We start from the raw sequence: 15,186 nt of genomic DNA, 5'->3' as shown, positions 1-15,186 counted from the left end.
TATTAAAAGTCAGTGAATTCAAGAGGTTGTAATTCCCATGTTGCTGATGATCGATAACTACGACTCTTTTACCTATAACGTTGTGCAATACCTTGGCGAGTTGGGTGCCGAGGTCAAGGTGGTGCGCAACGACGAACTGACCGTGGCTGAAATCGAAGCGCTCAACCCTGAGCGGATTGTCGTATCGCCCGGTCCTTGCACGCCGACCGAAGCCGGTGTGTCCATCGAAGCGATCAAGCATTTCGCCGGCAAGCTGCCGATCCTGGGTGTCTGCCTGGGCCACCAGTCCATTGGCCAGGCCTTTGGCGGCGATGTAGTGCGTGCGCGGCAGGTGATGCACGGTAAGACTAGCCCGGTATTTCACCAGGACAAGGGCGTATTCGCCGGCCTGAACCATCCGCTGACCGTGACTCGTTACCATTCCCTGGTGGTCAAGCACGAGACTTTGCCGGACTGCCTCGAACTGACCGCCTGGACCCAGCTGGAAGACGGCTCCGTCGACGAGATCATGGGGCTGCGCCACAAGACGCTGAACATCGAGGGTGTGCAATTTCACCCCGAATCTATTCTCACCGAGCAGGGTCACGAGCTGTTCGCCAACTTCCTCAAACAGAGCGGCGGCACACGCTAAGGACTTTCCATGGATATCAAGACTGCCCTGAGCCGTATCGTCGGCCATCTCGATCTGAGCACCGATGAAATGCGTCAGGTCATGCGTGAAATCATGACCGGCCAGTGCACCGATGCGCAGATCGGCGCCTTCATGATGGCCATGCGCATGAAAAGCGAAAGCATCGACGAAATCGTCGGCGCTGTTTCGGTCATGCGCGAGCTGGCGGACAAGGTCGAGCTGAAAACCCTCGATGGCGTCGTCGATGTGGTCGGCACCGGCGGTGACGGGGCGAACATCTTCAACGTGTCCACGGCTTCCTCCTTTGTGGTCGCCGCAGCCGGTTGCACCGTAGCCAAGCACGGCAACCGTGCTGTCTCCGGCAAAAGCGGCAGTGCCGACCTGCTCGAAGCCGCCGGCATCTACCTGAACCTGACGCCGGTACAGGTCGCCCGTTGCATCGACAACGTCGGCATCGGCTTCATGTTCGCCCAGTCCCATCATGGGGCCATGAAGTACGCCGCTGGCCCGCGCCGCGATCTCGGCCTGCGCACCCTGTTCAATATGCTCGGCCCGCTTACGAATCCGGCCGGCGTGAAACATCAGGTGGTGGGTGTATTCACTCAAGCGTTGTGCCGGCCGTTGGCCGAGGTTTTGCAGCGTCTGGGTAGCAAGCACGTGCTGGTGGTGCATTCGCAGGATGGCCTGGACGAGTTCAGTCTCGCCGCGCCGACCTTTGTCGCCGAACTGAAGGACGACCAGATCACTGAATACTGGGTGCAGCCGGAAGACCTGGGCATGAAGAGTCAGAGTCTGTTTGGGCTGGTGGTCGAAAGCCCGGCGGCATCGCTTGAGCTGATTCGCGATGCCCTGGGGCGGCGCAAGACCGAACATGGGCAGAAGGCCGCGGAGATGATCGTGCTCAATGCCGGTGCCGCGCTGTATGCGGCGGACCATGCCAGCAGCCTGAAAGAGGGCGTGGCCCTGGCCCACGATGCTTTGCACACTGGGCTGGCCCGCGAGAAATTAGAAGAATTGGGCGCCTTTACCGCGGTATTCAAGCAGGAGAATGAGGGATGAGTGTGCCGACGGTTCTGGAAAAGATCCTCGCCCGCAAGGTCGAAGAGGTGGCTGAGCGTAGCGCACGGGTCAGCCTGGCCGAACTTGAAAACCTGGCCCGCTCCGCGGATGCACCGCGTGGCTTCGCCAAGGCATTGCTCGGCCAGGCCAAGCTCAAGCAGCCGGCGGTGATTGCCGAAATCAAGAAAGCCTCGCCGAGCAAAGGCGTGATTCGCGAGAATTTCGTGCCGGCGGAGATCGCCAAGAGTTACGAGAAGGGCGGCGCGACCTGCCTCTCGGTACTCACCGATGTCGATTATTTCCAGGGCGCCGACGCCTACCTGCAAGAGGCGAGGGCCGCCTGTTCGCTGCCGGTGATCCGCAAGGACTTCATGATCGATCCTTACCAGATCGTCGAGGCTCGCGCCCTGGGCGCCGACTGTGTGTTGCTGATCGTTGCTGCGCTGGATGATGCCAAGATGGCCGAACTGGCGGCGGTTGCCAAAGGCGTGGGGCTGGATGTGCTGGTTGAGGTGCATGACGGCGATGAGCTGGAGCGTGCGTTGAAAACCCTCGACACGCCATTGGTCGGGGTGAACAACCGCAACCTGCACACCTTCGAGGTCAACCTGGAAACCACCCTCGATCTGTTGCCGCGTATTCCGCGCGATCGCCTGGTGATTACCGAGAGCGGCATCCTCAACCGGGCCGATGTCGAGCTGATGGAAATCAGCGACGTCTATTCCTTCCTGGTAGGTGAAGCCTTCATGCGTGCGGAAAGTCCGGGCCAGGAACTGCAGCGTCTGTTCTTCCCGGAGCGCGGCGTGCCGGTGAGCGGCTCGACCCTGGATTGAACCTGAGTTGATGAAGAAGCCGGCGCCGCCGGCTTTTTTATACCTATCGCAAAGGACTTTTACTGCCATGACCCAGCCCCTTTCCTTGACCGTCGAAGCCGGCCTGCAGGCCGAACAGGATTTGCTCGCCCAGGTATGCAGCGGTGATCAGGAGTACGGCTTGTTGTTCTGGCAGCCGAGCGACAGGGCCTTGGTGATGCCGCGACGGTTGAGTCGGTTGCCGGGCTTCGAGCAGGCTTGCCAGGCGCTGGCGACCAGTGGTTGGCCAGTGTTGCTGCGGGAAACCGGTGGGGAGCCGGTGCCGCAGTCGGCGGCGACGGTCAATATCGCGCTGGTCTATGCGCCGCCTCGTAGCGAAGGCGATCAGAATCGGATCGAAACCGGCTATCGCCGTTTGTGCCAGCCGATCTGCGACCTACTGTCCGAACTGGGAGGCGAACCTTCTTTGGGGGAGGTCGAGGGGGCTTTCTGCGACGGTCGGTTCAACGTCAATCTCAACGGGCGCAAGATGGTCGGCACCGCCCAGCGTTGGCGCCAGAGCAAGGGCGGGACGCGTCCGGTCGGGCTGGTGCATGGCGCGCTGTTGCTCGATGACGAGCGCGAAACCATGGTGGCGGCGGTCAATCGTTTCAACCAGGCCTGTGACCTGGAGCAGCGTTGCCGCGCCGAAAGTCATATCGCCTTGCATGAGGCATTCGCCGCGCCGAATGCCATCGAGCGCCTGGATGCCTTGTATCGGCAGATGCTGGCGCAGTTCCTGGTGCTCTAACGAGTGCCGAATACCACCATGGTCTTGCCTCTGACGTGGACCAGGTTGCGTTCTTCGAGGTCCTTGAGCACTCGTCCGACCATCTCGCGCGAGCAACCGACTATCCGCCCGATTTCCTGGCGAGTCACTTTGATCTGCATGCCGTCCGGGTGGGTCATGGCGTCCGGCTGCTTGCACAATTCCAGCAGGCAGCGGGCCACGCGCCCGGTGACGTCGAAGAACGCCAGGTCGCCGACCTTGCGCGTGGTGTTGCGCAGGCGCTGGGCAATCTGGCCGCTGAGCACATACAGAATGTCTGGGTCCTGCTGGGACAGCTCGCGGAATTTCGCATAGCTGATCTCCGCGACTTCGCATTCGACCTTGGCTCGTACCCAGGCGCTGCGTTGCTGTTCATGTCCAGCCTGCTCGAACAGGCCCAGCTCACCGAAAAAGTCCCCGGCATTGAGGTAGGCGATGATCATTTCCCGACCGTCATCGTCTTCGATCAGGATGGTGACCGAGCCTTTGATGATGAAGAACAGCGTGTCCGACTGGTCGCCGGCGCAGATGATGTTGCTCTTGGCCTGATAACGGCGGCGCTGGCAATGCATCAACAGCTTGTCGAGGTTCTTGATCTTGGGTGTAGGGGCAATAGCAACCATGGTTGTATCCCGAAAAGACAGCACGGTGTGATTTGGTTTTTTTATGGGGCGGTCAATCAGGATCGCCGATAGCTGGCAATGCGCCAGCGATTTGGCGCCAGCTTAACAGACACATCCTCTGGGTAATTAAGAATTTTCCTATCGCGAGTGGGGTGCCTCAACAGCTAGGACGCTGCCATTCAAGGGCCTGTGCTAAGCTGGCGACCCTTTTTTAGCAGTGGAGTCTTGGCGATGAAGGCACGCATCCAATGGGCTGGCGAAGCCATGTTCCTCGGGGAATCGGGCAGCGGTCATGTGGTGGTAATGGATGGCCCGCCGGAAGCCGGTGGTCGTAACCTGGGCGTGCGCCCGATGGAGATGCTCCTGCTCGGTATGGGCGGTTGCAGCAACTTCGACGTAGTCAGCATCCTGAAAAAGTCCCGCCAGGCCGTTGAAAGCTGCGAAGCCTTCCTCGACGCCGAGCGTGCCACCGAGGATCCCAAGGTCTTCACCAAGATCCACATGCACTTCGTGGTCAAGGGCCGTGGGTTGAAGGAAGCCCAGGTCAAGCGCGCCATCGAACTGTCGGCGGAAAAGTACTGCTCTGCATCGATCATGCTCGGTGCGGCCGGGGTTGCCATCACCCACGATTACGAAATCGTCGAGCTGGGTTGAAGCTTCCTTCAATCTTCCTGGATTCGCGGCACAAAAAAAGGCGCTGAAAAGCGCCCTTTTTTTGCCTGCGATGTGTGCTGCTCAGATCCGATAAGTGCTCTTGGTCATGACTTTGGCCAAAAGGCTCATGCCGAACTTCACGGGCGCCGGAAAGCGGAAGCCGCCTGCATCCAGCGCGCTTTCGGCGTGCTGCTCTTCGTCGATGCGCATTTGCTCGAGAATCGCCCGGGACTTTTCGTCCTCGGCCGGCAACTGCTCGAGGTGTTCGTTGAGGTGTTTGCACACCTGATCTTCAGTAGCGGCCACGAAGCCCAGGCTGACTTTGTCGCTGATCAGCCCGGCCACCGCGCCAATGCCGAACGACATGCCATAAAACAGGGGGTTGAGCACGCTGGTGTGGCTGCCCAGTTGACGAATGCGCTGCTCGCACCAGACCAGATGATCGATTTCCTCTTCCGCGGCATGCTCCATGGCGGCGCGCACATGCGGCAGCTTGGCGGTCAGGGCCTGGCCCTGGTACAGCGCCTGGGCGCAGACTTCGCCGGTGTGGTTGATGCGCATCAGGCCGGCGACATGCTTGGTGTCCTCTTCGCTCATCTGCGCGTCCGGCTGCACGATGGCAGGGGAAGGGCGATAAGGCTGGCCGCTGAAGGGCAGCAAGGTACGCATTGCCGCATCTGCCTGCAGCAGTAGACGGTCAATCGGCGAGTAGTGACGTTGGGTAGTCATGCTTACCTCCGGGAAGAATCACGGCGGCCAGTTTACCCCAATCGATGGGCAGAGGCCTGCGCTGGATCAGCACACTCATGGCAACCGGGCCAGAAGCGTGCTGTCGCGCCTTTTGGACAGGAATCAGCCCGGAGGCCAGTGCATCTGGCGCTGACCCAGAACGTGCATATGAATGTGATAAACGGTCTGGCCGCCCAATTCATTACAGTTCATGACGACGCGGAAGCCTTCTTCGCAACCCAGTTCCTTGGCCAGGCGCTGGGCGGTGAACAGGATGTGCCCGGCCAGCAGCTTGTCGTCTTCGGTCAGGTCATTGAGGGTGCGCACCGGCTTTTTCGGGACTACCAGGAAATGCACGGGCGCCTGTGGGGCGATATCGTGGAAGGCCAGAACCTGGTCGTCCTCGTAGATGATCTTCGCGGGTATTTCCCGGTTGATGATCTTGGTGAACAGAGTATCCACAGCTGTTTCTCCGTTGTGTTGGTCCGGGCTGAGTGTACTCAGGCAAGCCGAGTGCGCCCAGCCTTAGATGGTTGCCGGTCAGCGCGGGCAGTAGGCCTTGTTGACGGCACCGGAAATCTTTCGGGTCAGCCAGCGCGAACCCAGCCGCGGGCTGAACGCGAACCAGCGGTTGCGCCGGCCCGGAATGATGATGGCACGATTCTTTTCCAGGGCGCGCACGGTGTACAGCGCGACCTCTTCCGGGCTCATCAGCAGCTTGCTGTCGTTAAGTTTGCCAGTGTTCAACTGGGCGGTATCAAAGAAACCGGTGCGGGTCGGGCCGGGGCAGAGCACGGAAACCTTCACCGCGTTGTTTTTCAGTTCTTCTCGCAGCCCTTCGGAGAAGTGCAGCACATAGGCCTTGCTGGCGTAGTAAGTGCTCATCCAGGGGCCGGGATAAAAACCGGCAATCGAGGCGACATTGAGAATCTGCCCGCCGCCCTGCAAGGCCATACTGTTGCCCAGTGCATGGCAAAGCCGGGTGAGGGCGAGAATGTTCACTTCGATCAGGTCCTGTTCGGTCATCCAGTCCTGGGCGAGGAACGGGCCACAGGTGCCGATGCCGGCGCAGTTCACCAGCAGATCGATCTGTCGGTCGCCTTCTTCCAGTTCCAGGAGAAAACCCGAAAGCCGCAAAGGCTCGGACAAATCGCAGGCGCGGAACAGCACTTCCACGCCAAAGCGCTGGGTCAACTCGATGGCGATGTTTTCCAGCTGATCACGCTGACGGGCCACCAAAATCAGGCTACGGCCGCGCCGGGCCAGCGCTTCGGCCAAGGCCAGGCCTATGCCGCTGGATGCGCCGGTGATCAGAGCGTAACGGGTCATGCGGTTCTCCATTGCAACGGCCGGTCGCCTGTAGGGCGGTCCAGGCATCGGCGCGTTAATTCAATCCGATAGTCTACAGGTGGCCAGGGTGGGCTTGCTGCTTTCAGTGCTTCTGCACAGGGTGCTCCTAGATCGAGCTGAACCCACCGATAAAGGACAGCAGCAGGATAATGAGCCACAACGCGGCGAATCCCTTGACCGCTCCAGTGTTCGGCGGTGGGGGCGCACCGTAGCGGTTGGCGCCGGTATTGCCTGGCAGGACCGCCAGCACCAGTGGAAACACCGCGTACACAAAAGGCAGCAAGTTCAATAGCCAGAGCCAGCCCGACCAGCCAAGGTCATGCAGGCGCTGCACAGAAATGGTGATGTTCAGATACATGAAGACCACCGCCGCGGCGCCGAGGAAGATCATTCCCGTAACCTGCAGGCCATTGCCGACCAGTGCGGCGGTCAGGAAGCCGCCCGCAAGGGTGGTCAGCAGGATCAGCGCCAGGGTCCAGGCAAGGTAACGCAGGCGTCCGATGCGACCATCGACGCTGTAGAACTTAAGTTCGCCAAACTCGGGAAGCGGATCGCCCACTGTTGCGTGGGGCGGGGAATAGGGCGAAGTGCCGGCATCGGCTACAGGTTCTGGTATCGCTGCCTGACGTTGCCAGTCATTGGCCGCGGCGGGTTCTACCGGAGACGAGTCGGCCGAAGGCGACGGAGTCATGGAAGCAGGTTGAGCGGGTGGCTGGCTGGTGCCGGGGGCGAGGTCCGGTTCGACACGCGGATCGATCCCGGCCTGGTTCAGCGCCGCGAGATAAATGTTCGCATCCTGCTGTGAGAGATCGCGCTTGAGGGTGATGTTTTGCCCTTTGAACAGAGGCTCGATCGCGGCGATATCGCTTTTGAACAGTTTGGCGATTTTCTGCTTGGCCAGTTCGAGGTCGACACCTGGAAGCAGAGCCCCGTCAAATACGATCTTGAAACGGTCTTCGCTCATGCAGGGCTTCCTTGTCGGCTTTATATAAAGAGAGGGTTTTGCGGGGCGACAGTTTAAAGCCAGCCATCCGTTGCTGGCCAAAAAACATCAGCGATTCAGCGTGGCCAGCGTTTCGGCAGCTGTGCGGCCACTTCCAGGGCTGCGCGGTATTCGGCGTCGAGGCGGGCGATTAGTTGATCGACGCTCGGCAAATCATCGATTTCGCCCACGCCTTGTCCGGCGGACCATACGGTTTTCCAGGCTTTGGCTTCGTCGCTGACGGGCTTGAGCTTCGAGCCGAAGTTGACTTCACCTTTGCCTTGCAGGGTGGCGGAGTCGAAACCGGCGTTTTCCAGGCTTTGGCGCATGAAGCTTGCCGGAACCCCGGAAACTGCCGCGGTGTGCACGATATCGGCGGCCTTGGCGCTCAGCAGCATCTCTTTATAGGCTTCCGGCGCGTGGCTTTCCGTGGTGCCGATAAAGCGCGTGCCGAAATAGGCCAGATCGGCCCCCAGCAACTGTGCGGCAAGAATCTCGTGCCCGTGGTTCAGGCAGCCCGCGAGCAGCAGCGTCTTGTCGAAGAACTGGCGGATTTCGGCGATCAGGGAGAACGGGCTCCACGTCCCGGCGTGGCCACCGGCGCCGGCGGCCACGGCGATCAAACCGTCGACGCCAGCCTCGGCGGCTTTCTCCGCATGGCGCCGGGTGGTGACGTCATGGAAGACCAGGCCTCCATAACCATGCACCGCATCGACCAGTTCCTTCACCGCGCCCAGGCTGGTAATGACGATAGGCACCTTGTGTTCGATGCAGATCTCCAGGTCGGCATTCAGGCGTGGGTTGCTGTGATGCACGATCAGGTTGACGGCATAGGGCGCGGGGTCCTCCAGGAGCGCCAGGCCGGCTTCGATTTCCTCCAGCCAGGCCTTGAAGCCACTGCTTTCACGCTGGTTGAGAGCAGGGAAACTGCCGACTACACCGTTGCGGCAGCAAGCCAGGACCAATTGCGGGTTGGAGATCAGGAACATCGGCGCAGCCACGACGGGCAGGCGCAAGCGTTGTTCGAGCAGAGCGGGCAGCGACATTGGAAGTACCCCGAATAATGGACAGCCAGTAGAAGTTAGAACGGCCGGACGACGACCAGAATTACGATAGCCAGCAATACCAGAACTGGCACTTCATTGAACCAGCGGTAAAAGACATGGCTGCGGGTGTTTTCGCCACGGGCAAAACGTTTTACCTGGGCGCCGCACATGTGGTGATAGCCAATCAGGATGACCACCAGCGTCAGCTTGGCATGCATCCAGCCACCCTGGCCGAAGTAGGCGCTGGGGTTCAGGCTCAGCAGCCAGATACCGAAAACCAGCGTGGCGATCATCGCCGGCCCCATGATCCCGCGGTATAGCTTGCGCTCCATGACGCTGAAGCGTTCCTTGCTGATCGTGTCTTCGCTTTGCGCGTGATAAACGAACAGGCGCGGCAAGTAGAACAGCCCGGCAAACCAGCAGACCAGACTGACAATGTGAAAGGCTTTGAGCCACAGATAGAGCATTTTGGTTATTCCCAGGTTCACGGTGGCGAAGATAGTAGAGGCAGGAGTGTCCGCACGTCACCTTGACGGTTGTCGCAGGGGCGCGCGGCCCCTATTATCGACGGCTTTCCAGTGGGTTCGTTGAGGGCAGTTTTATGGTCAAGGTCGGTATCGTCGGCGGCACGGGTTACACCGGTGTCGAACTGCTGCGTCTGTTGGCACAGCATCCGCAAGCTGAGGTGGTGGTCATCACTTCTCGATCCGAGGCAGGCCTTGCTGTTGCCGATATGTACCCGAACCTGCGCGGCCACTATGACGGCCTGGCGTTCAGTGTTCCGGACGTCAAGACCCTGGGCGCCTGCGATGTGGTGTTCTTCGCGACACCGCACGGCGTTGCCCATGCGCTGGCGGGTGAGTTGCTGGCCGCGGGTACCAAGGTTATCGACCTGTCGGCGGATTTCCGCCTGCAGGACGCCGATGAGTGGGCCAAGTGGTACGGCCAGCCCCATGGCGCCCCTGAATTGCTCGACGAAGCGGTCTATGGCTTGCCGGAAGTCAATCGCGAGCAGATCAAGAAGGCGCGCCTGATCGCTGTTCCGGGCTGCTACCCGACGGCGACCCAGCTTGGCTTCCTGCCGCTGCTCGAGGCAGGGCTGGCCGATACTTCGCGATTGATCGCCGACTGCAAGTCGGGCGTCAGCGGCGCTGGTCGCGGGGCCAGTGTCGGCTCCCTGTATTCCGAGACTTCGGAAAGCATGAAGGCCTATGCGGTCAAAGGTCATCGTCATTTACCCGAGATCCGCCAGGGCCTGCGCCGCGCGGCGGGTAAGGATGTCGGCCTGACGTTCGTGCCGCACCTGACGCCAATGATCCGTGGCATTCACTCGACGCTCTATTCCACTGTCGTGGACAAGTCGGTGGATCTGCAGGCGTTGTTCGAGAAGCGTTATGCCAACGAGCCGTTCGTGGATGTGATGCCGGCGGGCAGCCACCCTGAAACCCGCAGCGTGCGGGGCGCCAACGTATGCCGGATTGCCGTGCACCGTCCGCAGGATGGCGACCTGGTGGTTGTGTTGTCGGTGATCGATAACCTGGTCAAGGGCGCTTCGGGCCAGGCCGTACAGAACCTGAACATTCTGTTCGAGCTGGATGAGCGCCTGGGCCTGTCCCACGCCGGCATGCTGCCTTAAGGCGTCTGCCCGCTTCGATAAAAGGCCCTTTACGGGCCTTTTTTGCATTCTGCGGTGGGGCCTGGGCTTATTGATATACCGTAACAATAGTTGACCGCTTTTCTGGGAGAAGCGGATAATGCGCGTCATCACGCATTATGGCGGCGTAACGCCGGGAGATAGTCAGCATGAGCGTCGAATCCTTCACCCCCACGGCTTTGCAATTCACCCACGGTGCCGCGCACAAGGTGAAGAGCCTGGTCGATGAAGAGGGTAATGATCGCTTGAAGCTGCGCGTATTCGTTACGGGCGGCGGTTGTTCAGGGTTTCAGTACGGCTTCACTTTCGATGAAGAAGTCGCGGATGACGACACCATCGTCGAGCGCGAGGGCGTCAGCCTGGTAGTCGATCCGATGAGCTTCCAGTACCTGGCGGGTGCAGAGGTGGATTATCAGGAAGGTCTGGAAGGTTCGCGTTTCGTGATCAAGAACCCGAATGCCACGACCACCTGTGGTTGCGGCTCTTCGTTCTCGATCTGATCGCTGTTTCAGGTTTTATCAGGCGCCGCAGGGTTTTCGGACTCTGCGGCGTTTTGCTGTCTGGCTGTCAGGCGGGGTAGATCGCGCCCAATATACGCAGGCCGCGAGCACCGGTAACGCTTGGGCGGTTGGCCGCTATGCCTTCCAGGCAGCAATGGGCCAGCCAGGCAAATGCCATGGCTTCGACCCAGTCCGGATCGACGCCGTGGGTGGCGGTACTGCTGACCTTGGTGTTGGGTAGCAGGCTGGACAGGCGATTCATCAAGGCTGAGTTGTGGGCGCCGCCACCGCAGACCAGCAATTCCTCAGTGCCGGTTTGCGCGACTTGCAGCGACTCGACGATGGTCAATACTGTCAGTTCCAGGAGCGTTGCCTGTACGTTCTCAGGGGCAAAGGCTGGTAAGCGAGCCAGATGTCCCTGTAGCCATTCCAGGTTGAATACTTCGCGCCCGGTACTCTTTGGGCCTTGAGTGGCAAAGAACGGATCGCTGAGCAGCGCGTTCAGCAGCGTTGGCTCAACCTGGCCACTGGCGGCCCATTGACCGTCGCGGTCGAAGTTTTCCCCGCGTTGTGCATGAATCCAGGCGTCCAGCAGGACGTTGCCCGGGCCACAATCGAAGCCGGCCACCGGCTTGTCGCTTTCGATCAGGCTCAGGTTGCTGAAGCCACCGACGTTCAAGACCGCACGCTTACCAGCGCTTCGATCAAAGAGTGCTTCATGAAAGGCTGGTACCAGCGGCGCGCCCTGGCCGCCGGCGGCTACATCGCGGCTACGGAAGTCGCTGACGACCGTGATTCCGGTCAGTTCTGTCAGCAGTGCCGGGTTGCCGATCTGGACCGTGAAGCCGCGGGCGGGCTCATGGCGGATGGTCTGGCCATGACTGCCGATGGCGCGAATGTCCGCAGGCTCAAGTTTCTGCTGGGCAAGGAGGCTATGAATGCCCTGGGCGGCCAGCCTTACCCAGTTCTGCTGGGCGATGGCGGAGCGGGCGATTTCATCGGGGCCGCTGGCGCACAAGCCAAGCAGCTCGGCGCGCAGGGATTCGGGCATGGGAATGTAGTGCGTGGCGATCAACCTGATCGCCGATGTTTGCTCGATGAGTGCGATGTCCAGGCCATCGAGGCTGGTCCCGGACATCACACCTATATAAAGCGCCATGCTTAACGCTTGTTCGAAGCGAGCAGGGTGGCTTTTTCCTGATCCATCCGGGCCATCAGCGGTTGGCTTTGTTGCAGGAAACGCGCGCGTTCGGCTTTGGCGATCGGGTCGGCCATTGGCAACTTCTGGCCCAGTGGATCGACGTGTACGCCATTGACCTGGAATTCGTAATGCAAATGCGGGCCGGTGGAAAGACCCGTGGTGCCGATATAGCCGATTACCTGGCCCTGCTTGACGCTACCGCCAGTCTTGACGCCTTTGGCGAAGCCCTGCATGTGGCCGTACAGCGTGCGGTAAGCATTGCCGTGCTGGATGATCACTGTGTTGCCGTATCCGCCGCGGCGGCCGGCCAGAAGCACCTTGCCATCGCCGGCAGCCTTGATTGGCGTACCGCGAGGCGCGGCATAGTCGACACCTTTGTGAGCGCGGATCTTGTTCAGGATCGGGTGCTTACGGCCCATGGAGAAGCGCGAGCTAATGCGTGCGAAGTCCACCGGGGTGCGGATAAAGGCCTTGCGCATGCTATTGCCGTCAGCGGTGTAGTAGCTGCTCGAGCCTTGTTTGTTGGTGTAGCGCACTGCGGTGTAGGTCTTGCCGCGGTTGGTGAAACGGGCCGAGAGAATATTGCGCGAACCCACGGCCTTGCCATTGACGACGGTCTGCTCGTAGATCACGTCAAACTCGTCACCCGGGCGAATATCTTGGGCGAAGTCGATGTCATAGCCAAAGACGTTGGCCATATCCATTGTCAGGCTGTGAGAGAGGCCGGCCCGCGCTGCAGATTGTGACAGCGAGCTGTTGATCACGCCGTGAACATAGGCTGTACGTACCGTCGGTTTGGTGGTGACACGGCTGAAGGCGAAGCCTTTTGGACCTTTGGTAAGGGTGATGCTTTCCAGGTCATTGAGCTTGGTATGCAGGTTGTTCAGCTGGCCGTCAGGGCCTAGTTCGAACTCAAGTTTCTGACCACGCTTCAGCTGAGTGAACTGCTTGGCTTGCTTGTCGCTGGCGAGCACATCATGCACTGAGGTGGCAGGCAGGCCGACCTTCTCGAATAGCGTGGAAAGGGTGTCGCCCTTGGCAACAACGACTTCCCGGTGATTCGGCGCAGGTTTTTCTTCGGCGACGGCCGGAGTGGGCTGTTCTTGAGCGGTTTCAGCGGTATTTGCAGAATCTTCGGGGCTATTTTCGATTTGTGCGAACGGGGATGCTACGGCTTCGTTTGTGGCTTGTACGGCGTCTGCAGCGTCTTGATCTTGTGTCAGTTGCTCGGTCGGGCTTTCCAGATCAAGACTCAGGGTTGTTCTTTTGGCTTCGACATCACTGGAAGGGAATACCAGGAGCGCCAGGCTGAGGAGGGCGGCGATACCACTTGCGGCGAGCAGGTGGGTCTTCGGATAAAGCGGCGGGGCTTTAGGCGGTTCTGTGGTCATAGGTAATTTTGACTTTGAAAAAGATGAATTGGAAAAGATGAATGACATGATGAAGATGAAATAACTGTATAAAATATAACCAAATCATCTGTTAAGCAAGTCTGCGGGCGTCCTGCTCGTGGAAAGCCATCCGTACGCCGGGCAAAACTTGTATTTGGGCGCTGATCTTGTATGGTTGGTTCCCTTTGAATCTGAGCCTTGCGGGTCTGTTATGAAGTCGGTTGAAGAGCAGCTAGCGCTGATCAAACGTGGTGCAGAAGAGTTGTTGGTCGAGTCCGAGCTGGTCGAAAAGCTCAAGCGCGGCCAGCCGTTGCGTATTAAGGCAGGCTTCGACCCAACGGCACCGGATTTGCACCTGGGTCATACCGTGCTTATTAATAAGCTGCGCCAGTTCCAGGATCTGGGGCATCAGGTCATCTTCCTGATTGGCGACTTCACCGGGATGATCGGTGATCCGAGTGGCAAGAGTGCAACCCGCCCGCCGCTGACACGTGAGCAAGTCCTCGAGAATGCCGAGACTTATAAGAGCCAGGTGTTCAAGATTCTCGATCCGGCGAAAACCGAGGTGGCCTTCAACTCCACCTGGATGGATAAGATGGGGCCGGCAGACTTCATTCGCCTGACTTCCCAATACACCGTTGCGCGCATGCTCGAGCGTGACGACTTCGATAAGCGCTATTCCACCAATCAGCCGATTGCCATCCACGAGTTTCTCTATCCGCTGGTTCAGGGCTACGACTCGGTGGCGCTGCGTGCCGATGTGGAATTGGGCGGTACCGACCAGAAATTCAACCTGCTGATGGGGCGCGAGCTGCAGCGCGGTTATGGTCAGGAGGCTCAGTGCATTCTGACGATGCCGTTGCTTGAAGGATTGGATGGCGTCAAGAAGATGTCCAAGTCGCTGGGTAACTATGTAGGTATCCAGGAAGCGCCGGGTGTCATGTACAGCAAGCTGGTCTCCATTCCAGATGCCTTGATGTGGCGCTATTTCGAGCTGCTGAGCTTCCGTTCCATGGAGGAGATTGCTTCCTTTAAGGCGGATGTCGAGGCGGGCGCGAATCCACGCGACATCAAGATCAAGCTGGCTGAAGAGATCGTCGCGCGTTTTCATGGTGAAGAGGCGGCAGCGAATGCTCATCGTGCAGCGGGCAACCGTATGAAGGATGGCGAGCTGCCGGACGATCTGCCTGAAATCGAGCTTGTGGCCACTGAGGATATGCCGATCGCGGCTGTTCTTAATAAGGCAGGCCTGGTGAAGAACTCGGCCATGGCGCGTGACCTGCTCGGCTCGGGTGGTGTGCGTGTAGATGGTGAAGTGGTTGAGCGTTCCTTTATATGGGCAATGGGCTCGACTCATGTTTGCCAAGCCGGAAAGAAGGCTTTTGCACGTATTACGCTTAAATCCGAATAAAACTGAAAATAGGTGTTGACGGCGAATTATATCTCTCTATAATTCGCCCCACTTCCGGCGCAGTCGAAACGGAAAACTCCTTGAGATTCAACGAGTTACACGGTTTTCGACAGCGGTACGCTTCAGTTCATCGAGGTCCGAAGGAGTTGATAAGGTGTTGTGTTTTCGCCTTGTTGACGGTTCGATCTTCTCGGTCGAAAGCGGAGAAGAAGAGGTGTTGACAGCAGCGTGTAACGCTGTAGAATTCGCCTCCCGCTGACGAGAGATCGGAAGCGCAAGTGGTTGAAGTTGCAAAGGAAACTTTGAAAACTTCTTAAAATAACCGCTTGACAGAT

At 59.3% G+C, this 15,186-nt stretch carries 18 protein-coding genes; 8 read left to right on the top strand and 10 right to left on the bottom strand.

Annotated elements, in window-relative coordinates; genetic code table 11:
- Window positions 1-37 precede the first annotated feature (37 nt).
- The 4 genes from BLV20_RS19200 to BLV20_RS19185 all read left to right on the top strand — a co-directional run bounded on the left by BLV20_RS19200 (window position 38) and on the right by BLV20_RS19185 (window position 3,292).
- Complete coding sequence (locus tag BLV20_RS19200; protein WP_092304073.1) at window positions 38-631, top strand: aminodeoxychorismate/anthranilate synthase component II; 594 nt, start codon at window positions 38-40, stop codon at window positions 629-631.
- Window positions 632-640: 9 nt separating this feature from the next.
- Window positions 641-1,690, top strand: a complete 1,050-nt coding sequence (gene trpD, locus BLV20_RS19195; protein WP_092304072.1) for an anthranilate phosphoribosyltransferase — start codon at window positions 641-643, stop codon at window positions 1,688-1,690.
- Window positions 1,687-2,523: an indole-3-glycerol phosphate synthase TrpC gene (gene trpC / locus BLV20_RS19190; protein ID WP_092304071.1), complete on the top strand. Its 837-nt coding sequence runs from the start codon at window positions 1,687-1,689 to the stop codon at window positions 2,521-2,523. Before trpD ends, trpC begins: the two co-directional genes overlap by 4 nt.
- A gap of 67 nt (window positions 2,524-2,590) precedes the next feature.
- Window positions 2,591-3,292, top strand: coding sequence for a lipoate--protein ligase family protein (locus BLV20_RS19185; RefSeq protein WP_092304070.1), 702 nt, complete (start codon window positions 2,591-2,593; stop codon window positions 3,290-3,292).
- Here the strand turns inward: BLV20_RS19185 and crp are convergent.
- Window positions 3,289-3,933 carry a cAMP-activated global transcriptional regulator CRP gene (gene crp / locus BLV20_RS19180; protein ID WP_092304069.1) on the bottom strand — a complete coding sequence of 215 codons (645 nt, stop codon included), beginning with the start codon at window positions 3,931-3,933 and terminating at the stop codon, window positions 3,289-3,291. The genes BLV20_RS19185 and crp overlap by 4 nt on opposite strands.
- Window positions 3,934-4,164: 231 nt before the next feature.
- On the opposite strand from crp, the gene BLV20_RS19175 reads away from it, so the two are divergent.
- The gene (locus BLV20_RS19175; RefSeq protein WP_092304068.1) at window positions 4,165-4,587 is read left to right on the top strand and encodes an OsmC family protein; all 423 of its coding nucleotides are present in this window, start codon (window positions 4,165-4,167) and stop codon (window positions 4,585-4,587) included.
- Between the two features lie 81 nt (window positions 4,588-4,668).
- On the opposite strand, the gene coq7 is transcribed toward BLV20_RS19175, so the two are convergent.
- From coq7 to hemJ, 6 genes are all read right to left on the bottom strand, one after another.
- The gene (gene coq7 / locus BLV20_RS19170; protein ID WP_092304067.1) at window positions 4,669-5,316 is read right to left on the bottom strand and encodes a 2-polyprenyl-3-methyl-6-methoxy-1,4-benzoquinone monooxygenase; all 648 of its coding nucleotides are present in this window, start codon (window positions 5,314-5,316) and stop codon (window positions 4,669-4,671) included.
- Between the two features lie 123 nt (window positions 5,317-5,439).
- Window positions 5,440-5,778 (bottom strand): histidine triad nucleotide-binding protein, encoded by a 339-nt coding sequence (locus BLV20_RS19165; RefSeq protein WP_092304066.1) that lies wholly within the window; start codon window positions 5,776-5,778, stop codon window positions 5,440-5,442.
- A gap of 78 nt (window positions 5,779-5,856) precedes the next feature.
- A complete protein-coding gene (locus tag BLV20_RS19160) occupies window positions 5,857-6,645 on the bottom strand; it encodes an SDR family NAD(P)-dependent oxidoreductase (protein ID WP_092304065.1) in 789 nt (262 codons plus the stop codon).
- A gap of 127 nt (window positions 6,646-6,772) precedes the next feature.
- Window positions 6,773-7,630, bottom strand: a complete 858-nt coding sequence (locus BLV20_RS19155; protein WP_092304064.1) for a DUF805 domain-containing protein — start codon at window positions 7,628-7,630, stop codon at window positions 6,773-6,775.
- Between the two features lie 95 nt (window positions 7,631-7,725).
- A complete protein-coding gene (locus BLV20_RS19150; RefSeq protein WP_092304063.1) occupies window positions 7,726-8,694 on the bottom strand; it encodes an NAD(P)H-dependent flavin oxidoreductase in 969 nt (322 codons plus the stop codon).
- Between the two features lie 35 nt (window positions 8,695-8,729).
- Entirely contained in the window at window positions 8,730-9,161 is a 432-nt protein-coding gene (gene hemJ / locus BLV20_RS19145) for a protoporphyrinogen oxidase HemJ (protein WP_092304062.1), read from the bottom strand.
- Window positions 9,162-9,295: 134 nt separating this feature from the next.
- Between hemJ and argC the strand changes: the two genes are divergently transcribed.
- Both argC and erpA read left to right on the top strand, forming a co-directional pair.
- Entirely contained in the window at window positions 9,296-10,330 is a 1,035-nt protein-coding gene (argC, locus tag BLV20_RS19140; RefSeq protein WP_092304061.1) for an N-acetyl-gamma-glutamyl-phosphate reductase, read from the top strand.
- Between the two features lie 167 nt (window positions 10,331-10,497).
- Window positions 10,498-10,848: an iron-sulfur cluster insertion protein ErpA gene (gene erpA, locus BLV20_RS19135; protein ID WP_007906865.1), complete on the top strand. Its 351-nt coding sequence runs from the start codon at window positions 10,498-10,500 to the stop codon at window positions 10,846-10,848.
- Between the two features lie 67 nt (window positions 10,849-10,915).
- Here erpA and BLV20_RS19130 read toward each other — a convergent pair whose 3' ends face one another.
- Together BLV20_RS19130 and BLV20_RS19125 are read right to left on the bottom strand one after the other, a co-directional pair.
- Entirely contained in the window at window positions 10,916-12,007 is a 1,092-nt protein-coding gene (locus BLV20_RS19130) for an anhydro-N-acetylmuramic acid kinase (RefSeq protein ID WP_092304060.1), read from the bottom strand.
- Window positions 12,008-12,009: 2 nt separating this feature from the next.
- On the bottom strand, window positions 12,010-13,440 hold the full coding sequence (locus BLV20_RS19125; protein ID WP_092304059.1) for a peptidoglycan DD-metalloendopeptidase family protein: 1,431 nt from the start codon (window positions 13,438-13,440) through the stop codon (window positions 12,010-12,012).
- Between the two features lie 211 nt (window positions 13,441-13,651).
- Here BLV20_RS19125 and tyrS point away from each other — a divergent pair, with 211 nt between their 5' ends.
- On the top strand, window positions 13,652-14,851 hold the full coding sequence (gene tyrS / locus BLV20_RS19120) for a tyrosine--tRNA ligase (RefSeq protein ID WP_092304058.1): 1,200 nt from the start codon (window positions 13,652-13,654) through the stop codon (window positions 14,849-14,851).
- A gap of 87 nt (window positions 14,852-14,938) precedes the next feature.
- Here tyrS and BLV20_RS31585 read toward each other — a convergent pair.
- Window positions 14,939-15,186: hypothetical protein (locus tag BLV20_RS31585; protein ID WP_256577832.1), on the bottom strand; the 248-nt coding region annotated here is incomplete at its 5' end.

Source organism: Pseudomonas sp. NFIX28, from assembly GCF_900107395.1.
GTDB lineage: Bacteria > Pseudomonadota > Gammaproteobacteria > Pseudomonadales > Pseudomonadaceae > Aquipseudomonas.
This window is presented reverse-complemented; position numbering and strand designations above follow the sequence as displayed.